Origin of the sequence: Streptomyces sp. NPDC006450, assembly GCF_040612195.1 — a bacterium.
Taxonomy (GTDB): Bacteria; Actinomycetota; Actinomycetes; order Streptomycetales; family Streptomycetaceae; genus Streptomyces.
In genome coordinates, this window is record NZ_JBEXPT010000050.1 from 19,596 (window position 1) to 42,310 (window position 22,715).

The window sequence follows — 22,715 nt, forward strand, 5'->3', positions numbered from 1 at the left end:
CCGCCCGGAGGGGCTGATTCCCGCCCGCAGGGCAGGTTCGGCCCCTCCGGCGTCTTGAGGCACGGGGTCCGGGACGGAGTCCCGGGAACCGGGCGAAGGACGGTCGGGGACGTGCCCCGCGCAGCGGCACATCCGCAGCCGGACCCGGCCCTCGTGCAGCGGTGCTCCGAGGTCAACCCTCGAACATCGGCCCGGATGCCCGTAGCATCCCGCCATGCCGAATGGTCAGTACGGTCAGCAAGAGACCTCCGCCGGAGGTCAGTGGTACCCGCCGGAGTGGCCCGACCGGATCCGCGCCCTCGCGGACGGCGCCCTCACCCCGGTGGAACCGAGGCGCGCCGCCACGGTGATGCTGCTGCGCGACACCCCCGACGGCCCCGCCGTGCACATGCTGCGCCGCCGCGCCGAGATGGCCTTCGCCGGAGGCGCCTACGCGTACCCCGGCGGCGGTGTGGACCCGCGCGACGAGGACCACCTCATCGGCTGGGCCGGCCCGAGCCGCGCCGAGTGGGCGCAGCGGATGGGCACCGACCCCGCCAGCGCGCAGGCGATCGTCTGCGGAGCCGTCCGCGAGACGTTCGAGGAGGCCGGGGTCCTGCTCGCGGGCGAGTCGGCGGACACGGTCGTCGGAGACACCACCGGCGAGGACTGGGAGGCCGCCCGCGCGGCCCTGGTCGCCCGTGAGCTGTCCTTCGCCGAGTTCCTCGACCGCCGGGGCCTCGTCCTGCGCTCCGACCTGCTCGGCGCGTGGGCCCGCTGGATCACCCCGGAGTTCGAGCCGCGCCGGTACGACACGTGGTTCTTCGTCGCGGCCCTCCCCGAGGGCCAGCGCACCCGCAACGCCTCCACCGAGGCCGACCGCACGGTCTGGATCCGCCCCGCCGACGCCGCCGCCGGCTACGACAAGGGCGAGCTGCTGATGATGCCGCCCACCATCACCACCCTGCGCTCCCTGGAGCCGTACGGGAGCCCCGCCGAGGCCCTCGCCGCGGCCGGTGCCCAGGACCTGACCCCGGTCCTCGCCCAGGCCACCCTCGTGGACGGGGAGCTCGTGCTCAGCTGGCCGGGCCACGACGAGTTCACCAAGCGCGTCCGCCTCGCGGACCGTGGCGCCGCGAGCCGGGGCACCGAGCGTCCCGGCCCCGAGCACCCCGGAGGAGCCCCCGCATGACCGATGCCGCCGCCCTGCCCGGCCAGCCCCGCGGAATGGTCGTCTCCGGACCCGCCACCGCCCGCGCGGTGAACGTCCTGGCCCCGAACGCCTCCCCGATGACCCTCGACGGCACCAACACCTGGCTCGTATCCGAGCCCGGCTCCGACCTGGCCGTGGTGATCGACCCCGGTCCGCTGGACGACGTACACCTGCGCGCGGTCGTCGACGCCGCCGAGGAGGCGGGCAAGCGGGTCGCGCTCACCCTCCTCACCCACGGACACCCCGACCACGCGGAGGGCGCGGCCCGCTTCGCCGAGCTGACCCGGACGAAGGTCCGGGCCCTGGACCCGGCCCTGCGGCTGGGCGACGAGGGCCTGGGGGCCGGGGACGTCATCCGCACGGGCGGTCTGGAGCTGCGCGTGGTTCCGACGCCCGGCCACACCGCGGACTCGCTCTGCTTCCACCTGCCGGCCGACCGGGCGGTCCTGACCGGTGACACGATCCTGGGGCGGGGCACCACCGTCGTCGCGCACCCCGACGGGCGGCTCGGGGACTACCTGGACTCCCTGCGCCGGCTGCGCTCGCTGACGGTCGACGACGGGGTCCACACGGTCCTCCCGGGGCACGGGCCGGTCCTGGACGACGCGCAGGGCGCGGTGGAGTTCTACCTCGCCCACCGCGCCCACCGCCTCGCGCAGATCGAGACGGCGGTGGAGAACGGCCTGACCACCCCCGAGGCGGTGGTCGCCCACGTCTACGCGGACGTGGACCGGTCGCTGTGGCCGGCCGCGGAGTGGTCCGTACGGGCGCAGCTGGAGTACCTGACGGAGCACGGGCTGATCCCCGGGGCCCCCGAGTGAGCGGGCCGGCGGCGCCCTAGCTCCCGGTACGGGGCGACTTCGCCCCGTACCGGGTCGTGTACTCGTCCGCGAGCCACGGCCCGAGGTCCTCGACGTAGGCGCGCAGCACGGCCGGGTCCGCGACCGGGTCCAGGGCGGCGGCCGCCGCGGCGCGCATCTGCTCGGCGCGCTCGGGGTAGTACTGCCCGAACACCTCCGCCGACTCGGTGAGGTCGCTGGTCCAGCCGCCCCACCGCGGCATGACGAGGGTGAATCCGGTCCGTACGAGGTGCCGCGAGACGCCCCGGCACAGCTTGCGGTACTCCTCCGGCGTGGCCGCCTCCCGGATCCGCTCGCGGACCCTGGGCAGCAGCTCGGCGAGGTCGCCGTTGGTCTCGCGGGCGAGCAGGCCGTCGGGCCGGTAGCGGGGCAGGTGCTCGGCCAGGTCCGCGCCGAGCAGCGGGGTGCACAGGCAGGCGAGGAACCAGCCCAGGTCGTAACGTTCCTGCTCGCTCAGCAGCCGGTCCTTGCCGTACAGCAGGATCCCGACGCCCTCGATCTCCGCGAACTCCTCGTCGATGCCGCGCGCCAGTGCCTCGGTGGTGTCGCGGTCCTCCTCGCCGGGCGCGTGGTGCAGGGCGACCAGCAGGTCGAGGTCGGACCGCCCGGGCCGGGCGGTCCCGCGCGGCACGGACCCGTACAGGTAGGCGCTGTGCAGCCGCCGCCCGTACGCCTCCGCGATCCGCTCCCGCACCGCGGCGACGAGCCCCCGGAATTCGGCCTGCACCTGCCCGAGCGAGCCTTCGCGCTCGAAGTACCCGTACGCGTCGAGGCCTCTGTGCTCCATGGGTCCACTGTGCACAATCCGGCCCCGCCGGCGTTCGAGGCGCGGGGGAGCGGGGGCCGCGCTCTCGCAACGGCGCCGCAGGCACACGAAAAGGGGCCCCGCCCGGCTGGGCAGGACCCCTCGACGGAGCTGTGAAAGTCAGCGGGAGCGCTTCGCGAGCCGCTCCACGTCCAGAAGGATCACCGCACGCGCCTCCAGGCGGAGCCACCCACGTCCCGCGAAGTCGGCCAGCGCCTTGTTCACGGTCTCGCGCGACGCGCCGACGAGCTGGGCCAGCTCCTCCTGCGTGAGGTCGTGCACGACGTGGATGCCCTCCTCCGACTGCACGCCGAAGCGGCGCGACAGGTCGAGGAGCGCACGGGCCACACGGCCCGGAACGTCGGAGAAGACCAGGTCGGACATCTGGTCGTTGGTCTTGCGCAGGCGCCGCGCGACGGCGCGCAGCAGCGCGGTCGCCACCTCGGGCCGGGCGTTCAGCCAGGGCTGGAGGTCTCCGTGACCCAGACCGAGCAGCTTGACCTCGGTCAGCGCGGTGGCGGTGGCGGTGCGCGGGCCCGGGTCGAACAGCGACAGCTCGCCGATCAGCTCTCCGGGGCCGAGGACGGCCAGCATGTTCTCGCGGCCGTCGGGGGAGGTGCGGTGAAGCTTCACCTTGCCCTCGGTGACGACGTAGAGCCGGTCACCGGGGTCGCCCTCGTGGAACAGGGCGTCACCACGTGCGAGGGTCACCTCGCCCATGGAGGCGCGGAGCTCCGCGGCCTGCTCGTCATCGAGCGCCGCGAAGAGCGGGGCACGCCGCAGTACGTCGTCCACGAGTCTCTCTCCTATGTCGACCAGCCAGGGGATCGCTCCCCCATTTTGCCGGACGGCTCAAACAGTGCGATCAATCACGTTCATCACAAGGATGCCGGACGTACGGGTGTGCTGTGCGGCGAGAGGCCGATCGGGGTGGTGTTACCTGAGGTCCGGGGTGGTCGTCGCCGCCGTGTCCCGGACCCGCAGGGTGTCCAACAGGCCGGTGAGAGCACAGGCCAAGGGGTCGGGGGGAGTGACGGGCACGATGAATTCAGCCGTGGGCGAACACGGCCTGGTGGGGGCCTCCCGGAGCAGTCACCCCCGCTTCAGGGCAAAACTTCGGCCAAGAAACCCCGGCCGGGCGGAGGTCACGTCCGGCCACGGGCGCGGGGCTGTGCGGCGTAGCCTTCGGGGATGGCAGAGAGCAAGGTCAAGAAGGCCGGGGCGAAGCCGGAGAGCCGTCTGGCGATGGTGCGGCGGGCACGCAGGATCAACCGCGAGCTGGCGGAGGTCTACCCGTACGCGCACCCGGAGCTCGACTTCCGCAACCCCTTCGAACTGCTGGTCGCCACCGTCCTGTCCGCGCAGACCACCGATCTGCGCGTGAACCAGACCACCCCGGCCCTCTTCGCCGCGTACCCGACCCCCGAGGACATGGCCGGAGCCGATCCGCAGGCGCTGGAGGAGCTCATCCGGCCGACCGGGTTCTTCCGGGCGAAGGCCAAGTCCCTCCTCGGGCTCTCGCAGGCGCTGCGCGACAACTTCGGCGGTGAGGTGCCGGGCCGGATCGAGGACCTGGTGACGCTCCCCGGGGTGGGCCGCAAAACGGCGAACGTGGTCCTCGGCAACGCCTTCGGCGTCCCCGGCATCACGGTCGACACCCACTTCGGCCGGCTGGTGCGGCGCTGGAAGTGGACCGAGCAGGAGGATCCGGAGAAGGTCGAGGCGGAGATCTGCGCGATCTTCCCGAAGAGCGAGTGGACGATGCTCTCGCACCGCGTCGTCTTCCACGGCCGCCGGATCTGCCATTCCCGCAAGCCCGCCTGCGGGGCCTGCCCGATCGCACCGCTCTGCCCGGCCTACGGGGAGGGCGAGACCGACCCGGAGAAGGCGGCGAAGCTCCTGAAGTACGAGAAGGGCGGCCAGCCCGGCCAGCGCCTGAGCCCGCCCCCGGACTACCCGGGCCTGCCGGCGCCGGCGAAGTCCGGCCCCGCCGGCGTGTGAGGCGCGGGGCCGGGGCGGAGCCCCGGCAGCGCAGCCCCCGCAGCGGAGCCGCACCCGCAAGGAACGAATCGCTACCCGCACCGCGTTTGGCCGTGTGGGGAACACGGACAGGGGTGCCTATGAGTGAGGCCACGCAGAACCGCCGGGCGGAGGCAGCCACCGCGCACGCGACCTCGTACGACGGCCGGCGCGGGAGCACCGAGCTGCACACCCGCGGCCTGCCCGACTGGCTGGACCCCGTCGTCGAGGCGGCCCGGACGGTCCGGCCCACCCAGCTCAGCCGCTTCCTGCCCCCGGAGGACGGCCGCGGCCGCCAGTCCGCCGTACTGATCCTGTTCGGCGAGGGCCCCCGCGGCCCCGAGCTGCTGCTGATGGAGCGTGCCGGGACCCTGCGCTCGCACCCCGGCCAGCCCTCCTTCCCCGGCGGCGCCCTCGACCCCGAGGACGGCGACCCGCAGACCGGCGGCCCGCTGCGCGCCGCGCTGCGCGAGGCCGAGGAGGAGACGGGGCTGGACCCGGCCGGCGTGCAGCTCTTCGGGGTGCTGCCCCGGCTCTACATCCCGGTCAGCGGGTTCGTCGTGACCCCGGTGCTCGGCTGGTGGCGCGCCCCCAGCCCGGTCGGCGTGGTGGACCCGGCCGAGACCGCCCGTGTCTTCACGGTGCCCGTGGCCGATCTCACGGACCCCGAGCACCGGGTGACCGTCGTCCACCCCAGCGGCTTCCACGGCCCGGCCTTCACCGTGGAATCGGCTCTGGTCTGGGGTTTCACCGCCGGCGTGATCGACCGGATCCTGCACTTCGCCGGCTGGGAGCGTCCCTGGGACCGGTCCCGGGAAGTCCCGCTCGACTGGCGCGCATGAGACGGTGGCCCCTGTGAACGTGCTGGACATCCTGTTGCTGCTCGCCGCCGTGTGGTTCGCGATCGTCGGCTACCGCCAGGGGTTCGTCGTCGGCATCCTGTCGGTGATCGGCTTCCTCGGCGGTGGTCTCGTCGCCGTGTCCCTGCTGCCCCTGATCTGGGACCGGGTCACCGACAACGGCACCCAGGTGTCCACCACGGTCGTCGTCATCGCCGTGGTCGTGATCATCATCTGTGCCTCGATCGGCCAGGCGCTGACCACCCATCTGGGCAACAAGCTCCGGCGCCACATCACGTGGTCCCCGGCCCGGGTGCTCGACGCGACGGGCGGCGCCCTGGTGAACGTCGTCGCGATGCTGCTGGTGGCCTGGCTGATCGGGTCCGCGCTCGCCGGTACGTCCCTTCCCACGCTCGGCAAGGAAGTCCGCAACTCCAAGGTGCTCCTCGGTGTCGCCCGGGTGCTCCCGGAGCAGGCGAACACCTGGTTCTCGGACTTCAGCTCCACCCTGGCCCGCAGCGGCTTCCCCCAGGTCTTCAGCCCCTTCTCCAACGAGCCGATCACCGAGGTCCAGCCGCCGGACCCGCTCCTGGCGCGCAGCCCCGTGGCCGAGCGGGCCAAGCAGTCGATCGTGAAGGTCGTCGGCACTGCGCCCGCGTGCAGCAAGGTGCTGGAGGGCACCGGCTTCGTCTTCGCGCCGGGCAAGGTGATGACCAACGCGCACGTGGTCGGCGGAGTCGGCGAACCGACCGTGCAGGTCGGCGGCGAGGGCAAGCTCTACGACGGCAAGGTCGTGCTCTACGACTGGGAGCGCGACATCGCCGTCCTGGACGTGCCCAAGCTGAAGGCGCCGGCGCTGGAGTTCACCGACAAGGCCGCTGCGAGCGGCAGCGACGCCATCGTCGCGGGCTTCCCGGAGAACGGCGCGTACGACGTCCGCTCGGCGCGCGTCCGCGGCCGGATCAACGCCAACGGCCCGGACATCTACCACCGCGGAACCGTGCGACGGGACGTCTACTCCCTGTACGCGACGGTCCGCCAGGGCAACTCCGGCGGTCCGCTGCTGACGCCCGAGGGCAAGGTGTACGGGGTCGTCTTCGCGAAGTCCCTCGATGACCCCAACACCGGTTACGCCCTGACCACGGACGAGATCCGCGACGACATCCGGATCGGGGAGACGGCGGACCGGCGGGTCGGCAGCCAGGGATGCGCCCTCTGAGCCCTACGGGAGCCCTGAGGGGCCCCGGGGCCCTCTCGGGTCCCGGAACCCCTGCCGGGCCCTTGCCTACGTGCGCTGGTGCCTGAGCCGGGCGGATACCCAGCGGGCCCGCCGGCGCAGGATGCGCGGAATCCCGAGTCGGGGGTCGTCGTGGCCCTCGCGGCCCTGCCCCCTGTGCGTGCCCGGCGTGACCGTCGAGCGGCGTTCGTGTGCGGTGTCACCGTAGTCGTGCGTCCAGCCCATACTCCGAGCTGTGCCCGGGCCCCAAGGTCGGTAATCGCGTTCGGGGCGGCCAATTGGTCTATGCGCCAGGCAATTGAATGCTTGTCATATAAGTGACTGCCCGCTCAGCGGTCAGGCTCGGGATCCTTCAGCCAGTTGACCAGCTCGGTCGAGAACGCCGCCGGGTCCTCCTCGTGCGGGAAGTGCCCGAGCCCGTCGAAGAGCCGCCAGCGGTACGGGGCTTCGACGTACTGCCCGGACCCCGCCGCACTCCGCGTGCGCATCACCGGGTCGAGCGAACCGTGCAGGTGCAGCGTCGGCACCCGCACCGGCCGCTTCATGCGCCGGTTGAACTGCAGGCCGTCGGGCCGGGCCATGGACCGCATCATCCAGCGGTACGGCTCGACCGAACAGTGCGCGGTGGAGGGGATGCACATCGCGCGCTGGTAGACCGCGACGTCCTCCTCCTCGGGGAGCCGGGGGCCCGACCAGTCCCGGATCAGTTCGCCGACGAGCGCCCCGTCGTCGGCGACGAGCTGACGCTCGGGCACGAACGGCCGCTGGAAGCCCCAGATGTGCGAACTGGCACGGGTCTGGCCGAAGTCGGACAGCATGGCGGAGCGCCACCGGCGCGGGTGCGGCATCGAGGACACCACCAGCCGGCGCACCAGCTTCGGCCGCATCACCGCCGCCGTCCAGGCGAGGTAGCCGCCCAGGTCGTGCCCGACGAGCGCGGCGTCGGGCTCGCCGAGGGACCGTACGACCCCGGTGATGTCGAGCGCCAGGTTGGCGGGGTCGTAGCCGCGCGGGGTGCGGTCGCTGCCGCCCACGCCGCGCAGGTCCATCGCGACCGCCCGGTAGCCCGCGTCGGCCAGCGCGGTCATCTGGTGCCGCCACGTCCACCAGAACTGCGGGAACCCGTGCAGGAGTAGCACCAGTGGTCCGTCACCCAGCTCGGCGACGTGGAACCGCGCCCCATTGGCCGCGACGTCCCGGTGCGTCACTTCCCGCCCGCCGGGGATGGCGATCCGGACCGCCGTGGCGGCGGTGGGGGGCGTACCGAACGTGCCGGAACCGGACGAGGGGGCTGTCATGAGGACGAGCGTGCCACACCCACGGCGCTGTCACTGACCGACCGGGCGTGGGGCTTGACGGTGCCGACCAGAGCCGCCGTCTCCTTGACCGAGGCGATGGTCTTCACCGGCGGCTTGATCTTCTTGAACTTCGCCATGGCGATCAGACCGATCACGCCCGCGAGCAGCCAGAACACCACGCCGACGATCAGGAAGGACCAGGCCAGCCCGAGCCCGAGGTTGTGGATCCCGTACGCCGCGGCGAAGCTCAGCACCGGCAGCGAGAAGAGGAGGAGCACGCCCGCGACGATGGCGGCGCCGCTGCCGATGCCCGCGCGCTTGACGTCCTGCTTGATCTCCACCTTGGCGAGGGCGATCTCGTCGTGCACCAGGGCGGACATCTCGGCGGTGGCCGAGGCGACCAGCTGGCCGAGTGTGCGCTCGGCTCCTGGGGCCCCTTGGTCCACTGCGCTCATCGCTCTCTCCCTCTGTCGTCCGATGGCGACGGCTGTCCTGTCGTCAGGTCAGATCATGCCGGACGGTCGCCGCCCGTGCTGGACCCGCCCGCGGCTTCGGCCGCGGCGTCCTGGGCGCCGCCCGCGGTCTCTACGGCCCTGCGCAGGTGCTCCGCGGCCTTGGCCTCGTAGATCTTCGCCATCCGCAGGTGGTAGTCCGGCTTGTCCTGCTCGTAGATGTCGGGGATGCCGTCGAGGTCCTCGTCGCGCTCCTCTTCCTCGGTGAGCGCCCTGTACTTCCGGTCGCGCAGCTTCAGCAGGATGCACGCGAAGATCGCGGCGATGAGCGAGCCGATCAGGACGGAGGCCTTGATCTCGTCGGTGAGGACGGGGTCGTCGGTGAAGGCGAGCTCGCCGATCAGGAGCGAGACGGTGAAGCCGATGCCGGCGAGCGAGGCGACGGCGAGGACGTCCGGCCAGGCGAGGTCGTCATTGAGCTCCGCCTTGGTGAAGCGTGCCGCGAGCCAGGTGCCGCCGAAGATGCCGAGCGTCTTGCCGATGACGAGGCCGAGCACCACGCCGAGGGGCTCGGGCCGGGTGAAGACCTGGCCGATGGACTCGTCGGAGAGGGAGACGCCGGCCGAGAACAGGGCGAAGAGCGGGACGGCCAGACCGGCCGAGACGGGCCTGACCAGGTGCTCGATGTGCTCGCCGGGGGAGTGCTGCTCGCCCTCCTTACGGTGGCAGCGCAGCATCAGGCCCATGGCGACACCGGCGATCGTGGCGTGGACGCCGCTGTTGTACATCAGACCCCAGATGACCAGGGCGAGCGGGATGTAGACGTACCAGCCGCGCACGTTCACGCGGAGCAGGAACCAGAAGAGGACCAGGCCCGCGACCGCTCCGCCGAGCGCCAGGAAGTTGATCTCGCTGGTGAAGAACACCGCGATGATCAGGATGGCGAACAGGTCGTCGACGACGGCCAGGGTCAGCAGGAAGGCGCGCAGGGCGGACGGCAGCGAGGTGCCGATGACGGCGAGGACGGCCAGGGCGAAGGCGATGTCGGTGGCGGTCGGAACCGCCCAGCCGTCCGTGGAGCCGTTGCCGAGGACGTTGGTCAGTACGTAGACCAGCGCGGGCACGGCCATGCCGCAGAGCGCGGCGATCACCGGGAGCGCGGCCGCCTTCGCGTCGCGCAGGTCACCCGCGACGAGCTCGCGCTTGAGCTCGATGCCCGCGACGAAGAAGAAGATGGCGAGCAGGCCGTCGGCCGCCCAGTGCTGGAGCGAGAGGTCCAGGCCGAGGGAGGCGGGCCCGATGTGGAAGGAGCGGACGCTGTCGTAGCTCGCCGAGATGGCGGGCACGTTCGCCCAGATGAGGGCGGCGATCGCGGCCACGAGGAGGAGGACGCCACCGACCGTCTCGGCGCGCAGGGCGTCGGCCACGAAGCGGCGCTCGGGCAGCGAGAGGCGGCCGAGGAGCTTGCGGCTGTGGTGGTCGGTGGGGTGGGGCGCGGCCACGGGAGGCACCTCCGGGGTGGGTTGGACGGCATGGCGAAGCACGTTGCCGACCAGACTTCCCGGCGCACCCTGTGGAGCAATTCTTTAACCATCTAATACTTTACAGGGTGTACGCGTGGGCGTATCCGGTGATCGTCACTTTATGTGCGAAAGGGGCATCCGGCGCGGCGCGCCGGATGCCCCTCTCACCGTGTCGTACGGGTACGGCCGGGCCCGCCTCAGTCCTCGCTGCCGGACGCCGGCAGCTTGCTCTGGATCAGGTCCATGACCGAGGAGTCCGCCAGGGTGGTGACGTCACCGACCGCGCGGTTCTCGGCCACGTCGCGCAGCAGGCGGCGCATGATCTTGCCCGAGCGGGTCTTCGGCAGCTCCTGCACCGGCAGGATCCGCTTCGGCTTGGCGATCGGGCCGAGCGTGGCACCCACGTGGTTGCGCAACTCGGCGACCAGCGTGTCCGTCTCGGAAGCGCTGCCGCGCAGGATGACGAAGGCCACGATGGCCTGGCCGGTCGTCTCGTCGTTCGCACCGACGACCGCCGCCTCGGCGACCGAGGGGTGCGAGACGAGCGCCGACTCCACCTCGGTGGTCGAGATGTTGTGGCCGGAGACCAGCATCACGTCGTCCACCCGGCCGAGCAGCCAGATGTCGCCGTCCTCGTCCTTCTTGGCGCCGTCGCCCGCGAAGTACTTGCCCTCGAAACGCGACCAGTAGGTGTCGATGTACCGCTGGTCGTCGCCCCAGATGGTGCGCAGCATCGACGGCCACGGCTCGGTGAGGACCAGGTAGCCGCCCCCGCCGTTCGGGACCTCGTTCGCCTCGTCGTCCACGACGGTGGCGGCGATTCCGGGCAGCGCGCGCTGCGCCGAACCGGGCTTGGTCTCGGTGACGCCGGGCAGCGGGGAGATCATCATCGCGCCGGTCTCGGTCTGCCACCACGTGTCCACGATCGGGCAGCGGTCGCCGCCGATGTGCTTGCGGTACCAGATCCAGGCCTCGGGGTTGATCGGCTCGCCGACCGAGCCCAGGACGCGCAGGCTCGACAGGTCGAACTTCGCGGGGATGTCGTCGCCCCACTTCATGAACGTACGGATCGCGGTCGGCGCGGTGTAGAGGATGGTGACGCCGTACTTCTGCACGACCTCCCAGAACCGGCCCTGGTGCGGGGTGTCGGGCGTGCCCTCGTACATCACCTGGGTGGCGCCGTTGGCGAGCGGCCCGTAGACGATGTAGGAGTGCCCGGTCACCCAGCCGATGTCGGCGGTGCACCAGTAGACGTCGCTCTCCGGCTTCAGGTCGAACACCGCGTGGTGGGTGTACGAGGCCTGGGTGAGGTAGCCGCCGGAGGTGTGCAGGATGCCCTTGGGCTTACCCGTGGTCCCCGAGGTGTAGAGGATGAAGAGCGGGTGCTCGGCGTCGAAGGCCTGCGGCGCGTGCTCGGTGCTCTGCCGCTCGACGATCTCGTGCCACCAGACGTCGCGGCCCTCGGTGAAGGCGGTGTCCTGGCCGGTCCGGCGCACCACGAGGACGTTGCGGACCTGCGGGCACTTGGCGACGGCCTCGTCGATGGCGGGCTTCAGGGCGGAGGGCTTGCCCCGGCGGTAGCCGCCGTCGGAGGTGATGACCAGCTTCGCGTCGGCGTCCTGGATGCGGGAGGCGACGGCGTCGGCGGAGAAACCGCCGAAGACCACGGAGTGCGCGGCGCCGACGCGGGCGCACGCGAGCATCGCGACGACGGCCTCGGGGATCATCGGCAGGTAGACGGCGACCCGGTCGCCGGCCTCCACGCCCAGCTCGGTCAGGGCGTTCGCGGCCTTGGAGACCTCGTCCTTGAGCTCGGCGTAGGTGATCGAACGGCTGTCGCCGGGCTCGCCCTCGAAGTGGATGGCCACGCGGTCGCCGTTGCCGGCCTCGACGTGGCGGTCCACGCAGTTGTACGCGACGTTCAGCTTGCCGTCCGCGAACCACTTCGCGAAGGGTGGGTTGCTCCAGTCGAGCGTCTCCGTCGGCTCGGTGTCCCAGCTCAGCCGCCGCGCCTGCTCGGCCCAGAAGCCCAGCCGGTCCGCGTCGGCCTGTGCGTACGCAGCCCGAGTCACATTGGCGGCGGCGGCCAGATCGGCAGGCGGTGCGAACCGCCGCTCCTCCTTGAGCAGATTGGCCAGGCTTTCATTGCTCACGACGCATCTCCCTTTCCCAGGGTGTCCGTTGTGTCCCCGGTTGTGTCCCCGGGCATAGCTCATCAGTCAATGGCGCGGGTGACAAGAGGTTGCCGGGAATTGGTGTAGACCTATTACCCGGCCGTGCCCACGCGCGAGTGGCCCCTTCCCGCTGCAGGGTGCGGGAAGGGGCCACTGAGTGGCACGGATACGGGAGGGTATCGGTTCAAAGCTCCCGCTCGGACGGGTGTGACCCGTTCAGCCGTTCGGCCGTTCGGTCGTTCAGCCGCGCAGCGCGCCCGCGCCGACAGTGTCGAAGACCCGGCAGTCGAAGAAGTCCTCCCCCTCCGACAGCAGATACGCCTGAGCCTCGCCGACGTGGAAGTACATCCCGTGCAGCTCCAGCGTGCCCTCGGCGAGCCGCCGGGCCACCGATTCGTGCGCCCTCAGGTGCTCCAGCTGCTGCACCACATTGGTCAGGCACAGCTGCTCCACGGCGTCCGCCGGCAGCCTCCCGGAGATCCGCGCCCAGGCGTGGTGGCGGCTGGCCATCCGCTCCAGGCTCGGCAGCCCGTGCCTCAGCCACCGCCGCAGCGGGGTCATCGGCACCCCGGGAGCGGAGCTGAGCAGCGCCTGCATGGCCCCGCACCCCGAATGCCCGCACACGGTGATGCTGTCGACCTTCAGGACGTCCACGGCGTACTCGATGGCCGCCGCCACCGAATCGTCCGTGGACTCGGCCCCCGGGAGCGGGACGAGATTGCCGACGTTGCGCACCGTGAACAGGTCCCCGGGGCCACTGGCCGTGATCATGCTGGTCACCAGGCGGGAGTCCGCGCAGGTGAGGAAGAGCTGCGAGGGCCGCTGCCCCTCCCGGGCCAGCCGGGCCAGCTCCTCGCGGACGTGCGGAGCCGTGTCCCGCTGGAAGGCGCTGATCCCGTTGGCCAGTTGACCGGCGCCGCGGCCGCGGGCCGCCACCGGTGCGGCGGGCGCGAGCGGCAAGGAGGGCGGGGCCGCGCCCGCGGCGGCCTCCGGGGCGGTACGGGAATCCGTGGCGCGGTGGTCGCAGTGGTTCTGCCACGGCGTCCAGGGCCGGCAGCACTGGTGGCCCCCGCGCTGCGCACCCCGGTGGGCCCGCTCCGCGAGCGGGGCCCACTCGGCCCGCCCCGGCTGCTCATCCTGCTCCGGCTGCTCGGATCCGGAGATTCTGGCCCCCGACCTGCCGGTGACCTCCAGTGAGCCCCCGTGTGCCACATGGGAGTCCCGCCAGTCCTTGAGGGTCTCGTAGGCGGCGTGGTCCATGAAGGAGCCGTCCAGTTCGATGACGGCGTGGGCGTTCCCCGGGATCTGGTTCAGCACCCGGCTCAGCCGCGGCACCGCGAGGAAGGTCAACTGCCCGCGCGCCCAGACCCGGTGGACCCCGCTGTCGAGCCGCTCGACGGTGATCCGGGTCCGGGCCAGGCGGTGCAGGGCCAGGGCCACCGCCATCGCGATGCCGACGGCGACGCCCTCCAGGACTCCGCCGAGCACCACGGCCACGATGGTCGTGGCGTAGACGAGGATCTCGCCGTGCCGGGTGACGGTGCGCAGGTGCGTGGCGCTCACCATCTGCACGCCCACCGCCATCACCAGCGCGGCGAGCGAGGCGAGCGGGATCAGGTCGAGGGCGGGGACGAGCAGTCCGGCGGCGAGCAGGATCCACAGCCCGTGCAGCATGACCGAACGGCGGCTGACGGCACCGGCCTTGACGTTCGCCATGCTGCGGACGGCGCCCCCCGCGACGGGCAGTCCGCCCAGCGCCCCGGAGACGATGTTCGCCGCGCCCTGGCCGCGCAGTTCGCGGTTCAGATCGGCCCGTGCGGGACGCCCTTGCGTGCCCCGCCGGGCGGCGATCAGCTTGTCGGTGGCCACCGCCGAGAGCAGGGATTCCACACTGCCGACCAGAGTGATGGTCAGGACGGCGGCGATGATGCCGAGGACCGGGCCCTCGGGCAGTTCGGGCAGCGCGTGGCTGCGCCAGGACGGCAGGTCCACGCGCGGCAGGGTGAGCCCGGCGAGGGCGGCGCAGGCCGTGGCGACGGCGACGGCGGCCAGCGCGGCGGGCACCTTGCGCAGGTTCCGCCCGGTGCGCCCGGGCAGTCGCGGCCAGCAGAGCAGGACGGCCAGGGTGAGCAGGCTGACGCCGAGCGCGGCGGGATGCAGATCGGCCAACTGGTCGGGAAGTCCCCGGACATTGGCCAGGGCGGAGCTCTGCGGGGTGCCGCCGAGCACGATGTGCAGCTGTGCCAGCGCGATCGTCACGCCGACACCGGCCAGCATCCCGTGGACGATCGCCGGGCTCACCATCAGCGCGGACCGGGCGGTCCGCAGGGCGGCCAGCCCGAGCTGGCACAGCCCGGCGAGCACCGTGATGGCACAGGTGGTGCGCCAGCCGTAGTGCTGGATCAACTCGGCGGTGACGACGGTGAGTCCGGTCGCGGGACCGCTCACCTGGAGCGGTGTTCCGCCGAGCCGTGCGGCCACGATCCCGCCGGCCGCCGCGGCGACGAGCCCCGCCTGAAGCGGGGCGCCGGTGGCCAGGGCGATGCCGAGGGAGAGCGGCAGGGCGATCAGGAAGACGGCGACGGAGGCGGAGAGGTCGGCCTGGAGGCCGGCCGGGAGGCCTTTGGTGGGGGGAGGGGAAGTGGGGGAGGGGGTGGCGGTCATAGGTCCCGTCTCCTCGGGGGGAGGGGTGAAGCGGCGGGATTCTCAACACTCGGTAAACGAACGGTAATGGAGAGTAAAGCTCCGTGGTGAGTAATACGGGCAAATGGCCTAGGAATTAGCGCGCACGAGTGAATAGGCATTTTGTCCGGCTTGTCACACCTTCCTTAAAACGGACCGCATGGGACGTTGCGGCGCGGAAGTCCTGCGACGGAACTGCGAGGGAAGAGGTGCGGCGGATGACTGCCACCACGAAGAGGGGCGCCACGAAGAGGGCCGCGTCGAAGAGGATCGGCGGCGGTCTGGTCGTCACGGCGCTGGTGCTGGCGGTGGCCGGGTGCAGCACCTCGGAGCCCGCCGGCCGTCCGGCCCCCGGAGCCCAGGCGGCCAAGAAGGGCGCCCCCGCGCCGGAAGGCCCGGCGCCGGGCAGCGTCAAGCGGCTGATCGGGGACGGCTCGACCTCGTACACGGGCCTGCAGCCGAACGTACAGAGGGCGGAGAAGCTGAAGCCCGGCGAGAAGCCGCCGCAGTTCGTCGTCTATTCGTGGGACGGGGCGGGAGAGGACAGCCAGAAGCTGTTCTCGCATTTCCGCGAGGTGGGCAAGAAGTACAACGCCCGCATGACGTACTTCCTCAGCGGCGTGTACATGCTCCCGGAGGAGAAGCGTTCCCTCTACACGGCGCCCCAGCACTCCCCGGGTCGCTCGGACATCGGCTTCGGCGACCCCCAGGGCATCAAGGACACCGCTCTCCAGGTGCGCGAGGCCTGGCTGGAGGGCAATGAGATCGGCACCCACTTCAACGGCCACTTCTGCGGACCCGAGGGCGGCGTCGGGACCTGGTCCGTGGAGGAGTGGAAGAGCGAGATCAACCAGGCGAAGTCGTTCGTCAAGAACTGGAAGACGAACTCTCCGGCCCTCAAGGGCATGGAGGCGCTCCCGTTCGACTACGACAAGGAGATGATCGGGGCCCGCACCCCCTGCCTCGAAGGCCAGAAGAACTTCATGCTGGCGGCGAAGGAGATGGGCGGCTTCCGCTACGACTCCAGCGGCATCAGCAAGCAGATCTGGCCGAAGAAGACGGACGGCCTCTGGGACATCCCGCTCCAGCTGGTCCCGATGCCGGGCCGCGCCTTCGAAACGCTCAGCATGGACTACAACTACCTGGTCAACCAGTCCGGCACGACCACGCAGGGCGACCCCTCCCAGCACGCCTACTGGGGCCAGCAGATGCGCGACGGCCTGGTCCAGGCGTTCGAGCGGACCTACCGGGGCAACCGCGCGCCGCTGATCATCGGCAACCACTTCGAGTCCTGGAACGGCGGCACCTACATGCGTGCCGTCGAGGACTCCATCAAGACCATGTGCACGCAGAAGGAGGTCCGCTGCGTGCCCTTCCGCGAGCTGGTGGACTGGCTGGACGCCCAGGACCCGAAGATCGTGGAGTGGATGCGCACCCTCGACGTCGGCGAGGCGCCGAAGGCGGGCTGGAACACCTTCCTGACGGCGGGGCCGCCGGCCAAGCCGGCCGCCCCCGCGGCGGTCAAGCCGGCTGAGGAGCCGGCAGAAGCGAGTCAGAACGAGGAGTGAGCAGCTCCCGTAGGACGAAACCGGGGTCGACCTGCTCCGCCAGGTCCACCCCGGTCTTCGCGTTGCCCCAGCTCTCCGCGTTGCGCAGGTGGAAGTGGACCATCTGCTCCGTGTACCGCTCCCAGTCGCGGTGCGCGTAGGAGTCGTCCGCGGCGTCCTGGAGCGCCTGCAGGGCCAGCCGGTTGGTGGCCTCCAGCAGCTCGAAGGCGGCCGGGCGGCCCTTCTCCATCGCCCGCACCCAGTCCGACTGCCCGACGGTGACCAGCAGGTCCTCACCGGCCTCGTCCTGCAGGAACTCGATGTCCTCCGGCCCCTGCACCTTGTTGCCGACGACCTTGAGCGTGATCCCGAAGTCCCGCGCGTACTCCTTGTACTGACGGTAGACGGAGATGCCCTTGCGGGTCGGCTCGGCGACCAGGAAGGTCACGTCGAAGCGGGTGAACATGCCGGAGGCGAAGGAGTCCGAACCGGCCGTCATGTCGACGACGACGTACTCGTCCGGGCCGTCGGCGAGGTGGTTGAGGCAGAGCTCGACCGCGCCGACCTTGGAGTGGTAGCAGGCCACGCCCAGGTCGGACTCGGTGAACGGCCCGGTCGCCATCAGCCGTACGGGCTCGCCGTCGAGGGTGAGGGTGCGCGCGCACGCGTCGTAGACGGGGTTGTCCTCGTCGACCCGCAGCAGCCGGGAGCCGGTGCCCGGCGGCGTCGTCTTGATCATGGTGTCGGCGGAGGCGATGCGCGGGTTGGAGCCCCGCAAGTAGTCCTTGATGAGCGGAAGGTGCGCGCCCAGCGCCGGCAGCGAGGCCGCGTCGTCCTCACTGAGTCCGAGCGCGGTGCCCAGGTGCTGGTTGATGTCGGCGTCCACCGCGACGACACGGGCTTCATTGGAGGCGAGGTGGCGGATGAAAAGGGAGGACAGCGTGGTCTTGCCGCTGCCGCCCTTCCCCACGAAAGCGATCTTCATGTTCACCAAGGGTAGTGGCTCGGTGGCTTTGCGTTGCGTGCCTGAGTGAAGAAGACCACTCCAAGGAGGGGTCGGTGCTATGGGGGAGCAGTGCGTAGGCTCCTTACTTATGAGTAGCGCCTCTGCTTCCGCCGCCTCTTCCGCTTCTTCGGCCTCGTCCGGAGCCGCCGCCGCCGACCCGCTCGCCCCGCTGGCCGGTCTGCCGGGCGTCGCCGAGTCCGTGGATTCCGTACGCAAGGCCGTGGACCGGGTCTACGGCCACCGCGTCATGCGCCGCCGCGCCGGGGAGATCACCTCGGAGGCCGCGCTGCGCGGGGCCCGCGGGAGCGCGGCGCTGTCCGGGGCCGACTGGGCGCTGGAGGAGGTCCGCCGCCGGACCGACTTCGGCTCGGAGCCCCAGGCGCGCACCGTGGGCGCCGCCCTGCGCCTGACGGCGGAGGCGGGCCAGCTGCTGAGCATCTGGCGCCAGTCGCCGCTGCGGGTCCTGGCGCGGCTCCACCTGGTGGCCTCGGGCTCCACGGCCGACGGCGACGTGGTCGGCCGACCCCGCCTGGCCGGCGAGCCGGTGGACGAGCCGCTGATCGACCTGCCCCTGCCCGACGCGCAGGAGGTGGCGGGCCGGCTGGACGGGCTCTCCCGCCTGATCATCGCGGGCGGCTCCGCTCCGGCCCTGATCACGGCGGCGGTGGTGCACGGCGAACTGCTCGCGCTGCGTCCGTTCGGCTCGTACAACGGCCTGGTGGCGCGGACGGCGGAACGGATCGTGCTGATCAACAGCGGCCTGGACCCGAAGGCGATCTGTCCGGCGGAGGTCGGCCACGCGGAACAGGGCCGGGAGGCCTACGTAGAGGCCTTCAAGGGCTATGTCTCGGGGACGGCGGAGGGGATGTCTGCCTGGATCGCGCACTGCGGCCGTGCGATCGAGCTCGGCGTCCGCGAGTCGACGGCGGTCTGCGAGGCGCTCCAGCGCGGCGCGGCCTGACGGGCCCGGACATGGGTTGCGGCGACACCGTACTGCTCTGGTGTCGCCGCTGGCATTCACGCCCAGTTACCAAGCGTCCTCGAATGATTGCCCATCAGGTCGGGAGCTTTGCCCGTCACCTGGTGCGGCTGGCCCGTAATCGACGGGTCGACGTCGCGTGGGTGCTCGGCGTTCATGCTTCGGTCCGTGGGCCTTACTGCGTTTTAAAGATGATCCTCTCGGATGTTCTTTGGTCTCGCGGGCCGTTGCTTCATTTGTACTCCGCTTCGCGGTGGAGCGAAACCCCTGTCCACATTTCTTTGCTTTCCGGTGCGATTCCGGGCGTATCGGACACCCGGGGTTCTCGCAGGTCAGCGGGAGGCCGAGGCAGCCAGGGCGCGCCGTCGGCTCGCGTACCAGACCAGCCCGGCGGTGGCCGCGGCCGCGCCCACCGCGGCGGCCGCGACGAGCGCCGGCCGTGCGGGCATCGACAGCCCCGGCAGCCGCTGCTTCAGCCGTACCGGCCGGTTGAACACCAGCACCGGCCACTCGCGCGCCAGCGCCTCCCGCCGCAGTGCCCGGTCGGGATTGACCGCGTGCGGGTGCCCGACCGCCTCCAGCATCGGGATGTCGGTGGCCGAGTCGCTGTACGCGTAGCAGCGCGCGAGGTCGTACCCCTCGGACTCCGCGAGCTCCCGTACGGCCTCCGCCTTGGTGGGGCCGTAGGCGTAGTACTCGATCTCGCCGGTGAAGCAGCCGTCCTCGCCCACGACCATCCGCGTGGCGACGACCCGGTCGGCGCCGAGCATCTCGCCGATGGGCTCGACGACCTCGGCTCCGGAGGTGGACACGATCACCACGTCCCGGCCCGCGGTGTGGTGGGCCTCGATGAGGGAGGCGGCCTCGTCGTAGATCAGCGGGTCGATGAGGTCGTGCAGGGTCTCGGCGACGATCTCCCGGACCTGCTGCACGTTCCACCCCTTGCAGAGGGCGGACAGGTACTCCCGCATCCGTTCCATCTGATCGTGGTCGGCTCCGCCGGCCAGATAGATGAACTGCGTGTAGGCGGTGCGCAGCACGGCCCTTCGGTTGATCAGGCCGCCCTGGTAGAAGGACTTGCTGAACGTCAGAGTGCTCGACTTCGCAATGACCGTCTTGTCCAGGTCGAAGAAGGCTGCGGTGCGAGGCAAGGAGTGCGGCAAGGGCTGATTTTCCACGACCCGAGCATATGCGCCCACCATTCGGCGTAAAGTGCGGCGCGTGGGTTTGCCTGAGAAGCCTCTCGGGTACACCATGGAAGTCACGGATCGTTCGCGACCGTGCTAACCCGGTCTGGCTCCTCCCCCCCCGAGTCGGACCGTGGGGACGACCCCCGCTCTCCCCCCCGGCGGGGGTCGTCGCATGTCCGGACGCGGTTCGCGTCCCTGCTTTCGACCCCAAGTGATCATTCCTCAGGCCTCCTCGTCCTCGCGGGGCCTGCGCGTCGAAGGCCCTCACCCCCTCGAAGTCATCGCGGTGCGTAGTCGTTCCGGCGCGCTCCGGAACTCACCTGTTGGGGTGAGTGGGTTATTCACAATGAGGCGGCTGTCCACGGTTTTACAGCAAGATCCACTTCTTTTTCCCGATCCCGTCACGGTGATTCCGGCCGCGAAGTCCGCGGCGCTGGATTTGCGGTGAGAAGGAGGCGGAGATCGTGGCTGGATCGAAGTCGTGTGAAGTCCGGGATCTCGTGGTGGCGGGCGGGGACAGGCTGAATCCCGGGGCCGGCGGGCCTGTGGCCGCCGGTGGACGGCCGCTGATCATCACCGAGGACCCCCTGCTGCTCGACGACCTGCTGCGGCTGTGCGCCGCCGCGGGCGCCGAGCCGCATGTGCACCACGCGGTGCCCGAGCAAAGCGGAGCCGACCGTGAGAGCAGCGACGGGAGTGGCGGGGGCGGCCCGGGTGGCACGGGGGGTGCGGGGATCGCGGGGGTCGGCTGGGAATCGGCGCCGCTCGTCCTGGTCGGCGACGACGCCGCCCGGCGGGTGCGCGGCGCACCCCGGCGGGACGGAGTCTTCCTCGTCGGCAGGGATCTGGACGACCCCCACGTATGGCAGCGTGCGGTCGAGATCGGTGCCGAGGAGGTGCTGACCCTCCCCGACGCCGAGAGCCGGCTCGTCGACCGGATCGCCGATGTCGTGGAAGGGGCCGGGCGGCCCGCCCTCACGGTCGGGGTGATCGGGGGCAGCGGCGGAGCCGGAGCCTCCACCCTCGCCTGCGCCCTGGCCCTGCGGGCCGCCCGGGCCGGCGAGCGGACCATCCTCATCGACGGCGACCCCCTCGGCGGCGGTATGGACGTCCTCCTCGGAGGCGAAGCCGCCGAAGGACTGCGCTGGCCCGACTTCGCCGCCTCGCGCGGCCGGGTCGGCGCCGGAGCCCTGGCCGAATCCCTGCCCGAACTGCACGCCCTGCGGGTGCTCAGCTGGGACCGCGGGGACCGGGTGGTGGTGCCGCCCGCAGCGATGCGCTCGGTGGTGGCCGCCGCGCGCCGCCGGGGCGGGGTCGTCGTGGTCGACCTGCCGCGCCGGATCGACGAAGCCGTGGCCGAGGTGCTGGCGCAGCTGGACCTGGTGCTGATGGTGGTACGGGGCGAGCTGCGGGCGGTGGCCGCCGCCGGCCGGGTGTCCGCCGGAGTCCGGATGGTGGCCCGCGACGTCCGCGTGGTCGTACGGGGCCCCGCGCCCGGCGGACTCGACGCGGAGGCCGTCGCCGGACTACTGGGGGTGCCGCTGGCCGGCGAAGTGCCCGTCGAGGTGGGGCTCCCGGGCAGGGTGGCCGAGGGCGAGCCCCCGGGAGCGCACGGGCGGGGCGCCCTCGCCCGTTTCTGCGACGGCTTCTGGCAGCGCGCGCTCGGCTCCGCCCAAGGGGTGTCGGCATGAGCGCCGTACTCCTCGACGCGGTGCGCCAGCGCCTCGCCGAGAGCGGGGCGGAGCCCACCCCGGCGCGGGTGGCGGCGGCCCTGCGGGCCCAGGGCCGGCTGCTGGGCGACGCGGAAGTGCTCGGTGTCGCCGCGGAACTGAGGTCCGAACTGGTCGGCGCGGGCCCGCTGGAGGCGCTCCTCGCCGACCCCGAGGTCACCGACGTCCTGGTGGCGGCCCCCGACCGGGTCTGGGTGGACCGAGGCGGCGGGCTGGAGCTGACCGGGGTGACCTTCGCCGACGCAGCCGCCGTGCGCAGGCTCGCCCAGCGGCTCGCCGCCGTCGCCGGGCGCCGGCTCGACGACGCCCGGCCCTGGGTGGACGCCCGGATGCCCGACGGCACCCGGTTGCACGCCGTACTGCCCCCGGTGGCCGTCGGCTCGGCGTGCCTGTCCCTGCGGGTGGTGCGACCCCGCGCCTTCACCTTGGAGGAACTGGTCGCGGCGGGGACACTGCCGCCCGGCGGACAGCGCCTGCTGCGGGACATGGTGCGGGCCCGGCTGTCGTTCCTGGTCTCGGGCGGGACGGGCACCGGCAAGACCACCCTGCTCAGCGCCCTGCTCGGGCTGGTCGGCCCCGGGGAGCGGATCGTGCTCGCCGAGGACTCGGCCGAGCTGCGGCCCGACCATCCGCACGTGGTGCGGCTGGAGACCCGGCCGGCCAACCAGGAGGGCGCGGGCCAGGTCACCCTCGCCGACCTGGTCCGCCAGGCGCTGCGGATGAGGCCGGACCGCCTCGTCGTCGGCGAGGTCCGGGGCGCCGAGGTCGCGGACCTGCTGGCCGCCCTCAATACGGGTCACGAAGGCGGGTGTGGCACGGTCCACGCGAATGCCGCCGCCCATGTGCCCGCCCGGCTGGAGGCCCTCGGGACGGCCGCCGGGCTGGACCGGGCCGCTCTGCACAGCCAGTTGGCGGCCGCCCTGACCCTGGTGGTCCACCTCGTACGGGACCGGGCCGGCCGGCGCCGGGTCGCCGAGGTGCACGTCCTGGAGCGGGACCCGGCCGGGCTCGTGGTCACCGTGCCGGCGCTGCGCTGGGGAGCCCGCGGGTTCGTACGGGACCGGGGCTGGGAGCGGCTGCGCCCGCTGCTCGCGGGTGCCCGGTGAGCGCCGGGGCGGTGGCGCCGCTGCCGGTGTTCGCCGGGGTGCTGTGCGCCGGAGCGGCCGCCTGGGCGCTGGCCGG

Annotated in this window: 18 protein-coding genes; 9 read left to right on the forward strand and 9 right to left on the reverse strand. The window is 71.9% G+C overall.

The annotated features are described in order from the left end of the window. Positions 1 to 214: 214 nt before the first annotated feature. Together ABZY57_RS17340 and ABZY57_RS17345 are read left to right on the forward strand one after the other, a co-directional pair. Positions 215 to 1,171, forward strand: a complete 957-nt coding sequence (locus tag ABZY57_RS17340) for an NUDIX hydrolase (protein ID WP_356512717.1) — start codon at positions 215 to 217, stop codon at positions 1,169 to 1,171. Then, positions 1,168 to 2,013: an MBL fold metallo-hydrolase gene (locus tag ABZY57_RS17345; RefSeq protein ID WP_356512719.1), complete on the forward strand. Its 846-nt coding sequence runs from the start codon at positions 1,168 to 1,170 to the stop codon at positions 2,011 to 2,013. The genes ABZY57_RS17340 and ABZY57_RS17345 overlap by 4 nt, the downstream gene beginning before the upstream one ends. 16 nt (positions 2,014 to 2,029) lie before the next feature. Here the strand turns inward: ABZY57_RS17345 and ABZY57_RS17350 are convergent, their stop codons facing one another. Beyond that, complete coding sequence (locus ABZY57_RS17350; protein ID WP_356512721.1) at positions 2,030 to 2,839, reverse strand: nucleotidyltransferase domain-containing protein; 810 nt, start codon at positions 2,837 to 2,839, stop codon at positions 2,030 to 2,032. Positions 2,840 to 2,977: 138 nt separating this feature from the next. Continuing rightward, positions 2,978 to 3,652, reverse strand: coding sequence for a Crp/Fnr family transcriptional regulator (locus tag ABZY57_RS17355; RefSeq protein ID WP_003981529.1), 675 nt, complete (start codon positions 3,650 to 3,652; stop codon positions 2,978 to 2,980). 396 nt (positions 3,653 to 4,048) lie between these two features. Between ABZY57_RS17355 and nth the strand changes: the two genes are divergently transcribed. From nth to ABZY57_RS17370, 3 genes are all read left to right on the forward strand, one after another. Continuing rightward, positions 4,049 to 4,858 (forward strand): endonuclease III, encoded by an 810-nt coding sequence (gene nth / locus ABZY57_RS17360; RefSeq protein ID WP_356512723.1) that lies wholly within the window; start codon positions 4,049 to 4,051, stop codon positions 4,856 to 4,858. A gap of 119 nt (positions 4,859 to 4,977) precedes the next feature. Next, positions 4,978 to 5,718, forward strand: coding sequence for a CoA pyrophosphatase (locus ABZY57_RS17365; protein WP_356512725.1), 741 nt, complete (start codon positions 4,978 to 4,980; stop codon positions 5,716 to 5,718). Positions 5,719 to 5,731: 13 nt separating this feature from the next. After that, a complete protein-coding gene (locus tag ABZY57_RS17370; protein WP_356512727.1) occupies positions 5,732 to 6,934 on the forward strand; it encodes a MarP family serine protease in 1,203 nt (400 codons plus the stop codon). A gap of 347 nt (positions 6,935 to 7,281) precedes the next feature. On the opposite strand, the gene ABZY57_RS17375 is transcribed toward ABZY57_RS17370, so the two are convergent. The 5 genes from ABZY57_RS17375 to ABZY57_RS17395 all read right to left on the reverse strand — a co-directional run bounded on the left by ABZY57_RS17375 (position 7,282) and on the right by ABZY57_RS17395 (position 15,063). Beyond that, complete coding sequence (locus ABZY57_RS17375) at positions 7,282 to 8,250, reverse strand: alpha/beta hydrolase (RefSeq protein ID WP_356512729.1); 969 nt, start codon at positions 8,248 to 8,250, stop codon at positions 7,282 to 7,284. Continuing rightward, on the reverse strand, positions 8,247 to 8,705 hold the full coding sequence (locus ABZY57_RS17380; protein ID WP_356512731.1) for a phage holin family protein: 459 nt from the start codon (positions 8,703 to 8,705) through the stop codon (positions 8,247 to 8,249). Before ABZY57_RS17380 ends, ABZY57_RS17375 begins: the two co-directional genes overlap by 4 nt. Positions 8,706 to 8,758: 53 nt before the next feature. Then, positions 8,759 to 10,204 carry a Na+/H+ antiporter NhaA gene (gene nhaA / locus ABZY57_RS17385; protein WP_356512733.1) on the reverse strand — a complete coding sequence of 482 codons (1,446 nt, stop codon included), beginning with the start codon at positions 10,202 to 10,204 and terminating at the stop codon, positions 8,759 to 8,761. A gap of 218 nt (positions 10,205 to 10,422) precedes the next feature. Continuing rightward, entirely contained in the window at positions 10,423 to 12,378 is a 1,956-nt protein-coding gene (gene acs / locus ABZY57_RS17390) for an acetate--CoA ligase (protein WP_356512735.1), read from the reverse strand. A gap of 261 nt (positions 12,379 to 12,639) precedes the next feature. Further along, positions 12,640 to 15,063 carry a SulP family inorganic anion transporter gene (locus ABZY57_RS17395; RefSeq protein ID WP_356512737.1) on the reverse strand — a complete coding sequence of 808 codons (2,424 nt, stop codon included), beginning with the start codon at positions 15,061 to 15,063 and terminating at the stop codon, positions 12,640 to 12,642. A 236-nt stretch (positions 15,064 to 15,299) separates the two neighbouring features. Between ABZY57_RS17395 and ABZY57_RS17400 the strand changes: the two genes are divergently transcribed. Further along, positions 15,300 to 16,649: a hypothetical protein gene (locus ABZY57_RS17400; protein ID WP_356512739.1), complete on the forward strand. Its 1,350-nt coding sequence runs from the start codon at positions 15,300 to 15,302 to the stop codon at positions 16,647 to 16,649. Here the strand turns inward: ABZY57_RS17400 and ABZY57_RS17405 are convergent. Next, positions 16,603 to 17,613 carry an ATP-binding protein gene (locus ABZY57_RS17405; RefSeq protein WP_356512741.1) on the reverse strand — a complete coding sequence of 337 codons (1,011 nt, stop codon included), beginning with the start codon at positions 17,611 to 17,613 and terminating at the stop codon, positions 16,603 to 16,605. The genes ABZY57_RS17400 and ABZY57_RS17405 overlap by 47 nt on opposite strands. Before the next feature lie 109 nt (positions 17,614 to 17,722). Here ABZY57_RS17405 and ABZY57_RS17410 point away from each other — a divergent pair, with 109 nt between their 5' ends. Beyond that, positions 17,723 to 18,595 (forward strand): oxidoreductase, encoded by an 873-nt coding sequence (locus ABZY57_RS17410; RefSeq protein WP_356512743.1) that lies wholly within the window; start codon positions 17,723 to 17,725, stop codon positions 18,593 to 18,595. A 350-nt stretch (positions 18,596 to 18,945) separates the two neighbouring features. On the opposite strand, the gene ABZY57_RS17415 is transcribed toward ABZY57_RS17410, so the two are convergent. Beyond that, the gene (locus tag ABZY57_RS17415; RefSeq protein ID WP_356512745.1) at positions 18,946 to 19,815 is read right to left on the reverse strand and encodes an HAD-IB family hydrolase; all 870 of its coding nucleotides are present in this window, start codon (positions 19,813 to 19,815) and stop codon (positions 18,946 to 18,948) included. Positions 19,816 to 20,324: 509 nt separating this feature from the next. Between ABZY57_RS17415 and ssd the strand changes: the two genes are divergently transcribed. Together ssd and ABZY57_RS17425 are read left to right on the forward strand one after the other, a co-directional pair. Further along, a complete protein-coding gene (ssd, locus tag ABZY57_RS17420; protein WP_356512749.1) occupies positions 20,325 to 21,494 on the forward strand; it encodes a septum site-determining protein Ssd in 1,170 nt (389 codons plus the stop codon). Further along, on the forward strand, positions 21,491 to 22,639 hold the full coding sequence (locus ABZY57_RS17425) for a TadA family conjugal transfer-associated ATPase (protein ID WP_254385547.1): 1,149 nt from the start codon (positions 21,491 to 21,493) through the stop codon (positions 22,637 to 22,639). Before ssd ends, ABZY57_RS17425 begins: the two co-directional genes overlap by 4 nt. Positions 22,640 to 22,715 lie beyond the last annotated feature (76 nt).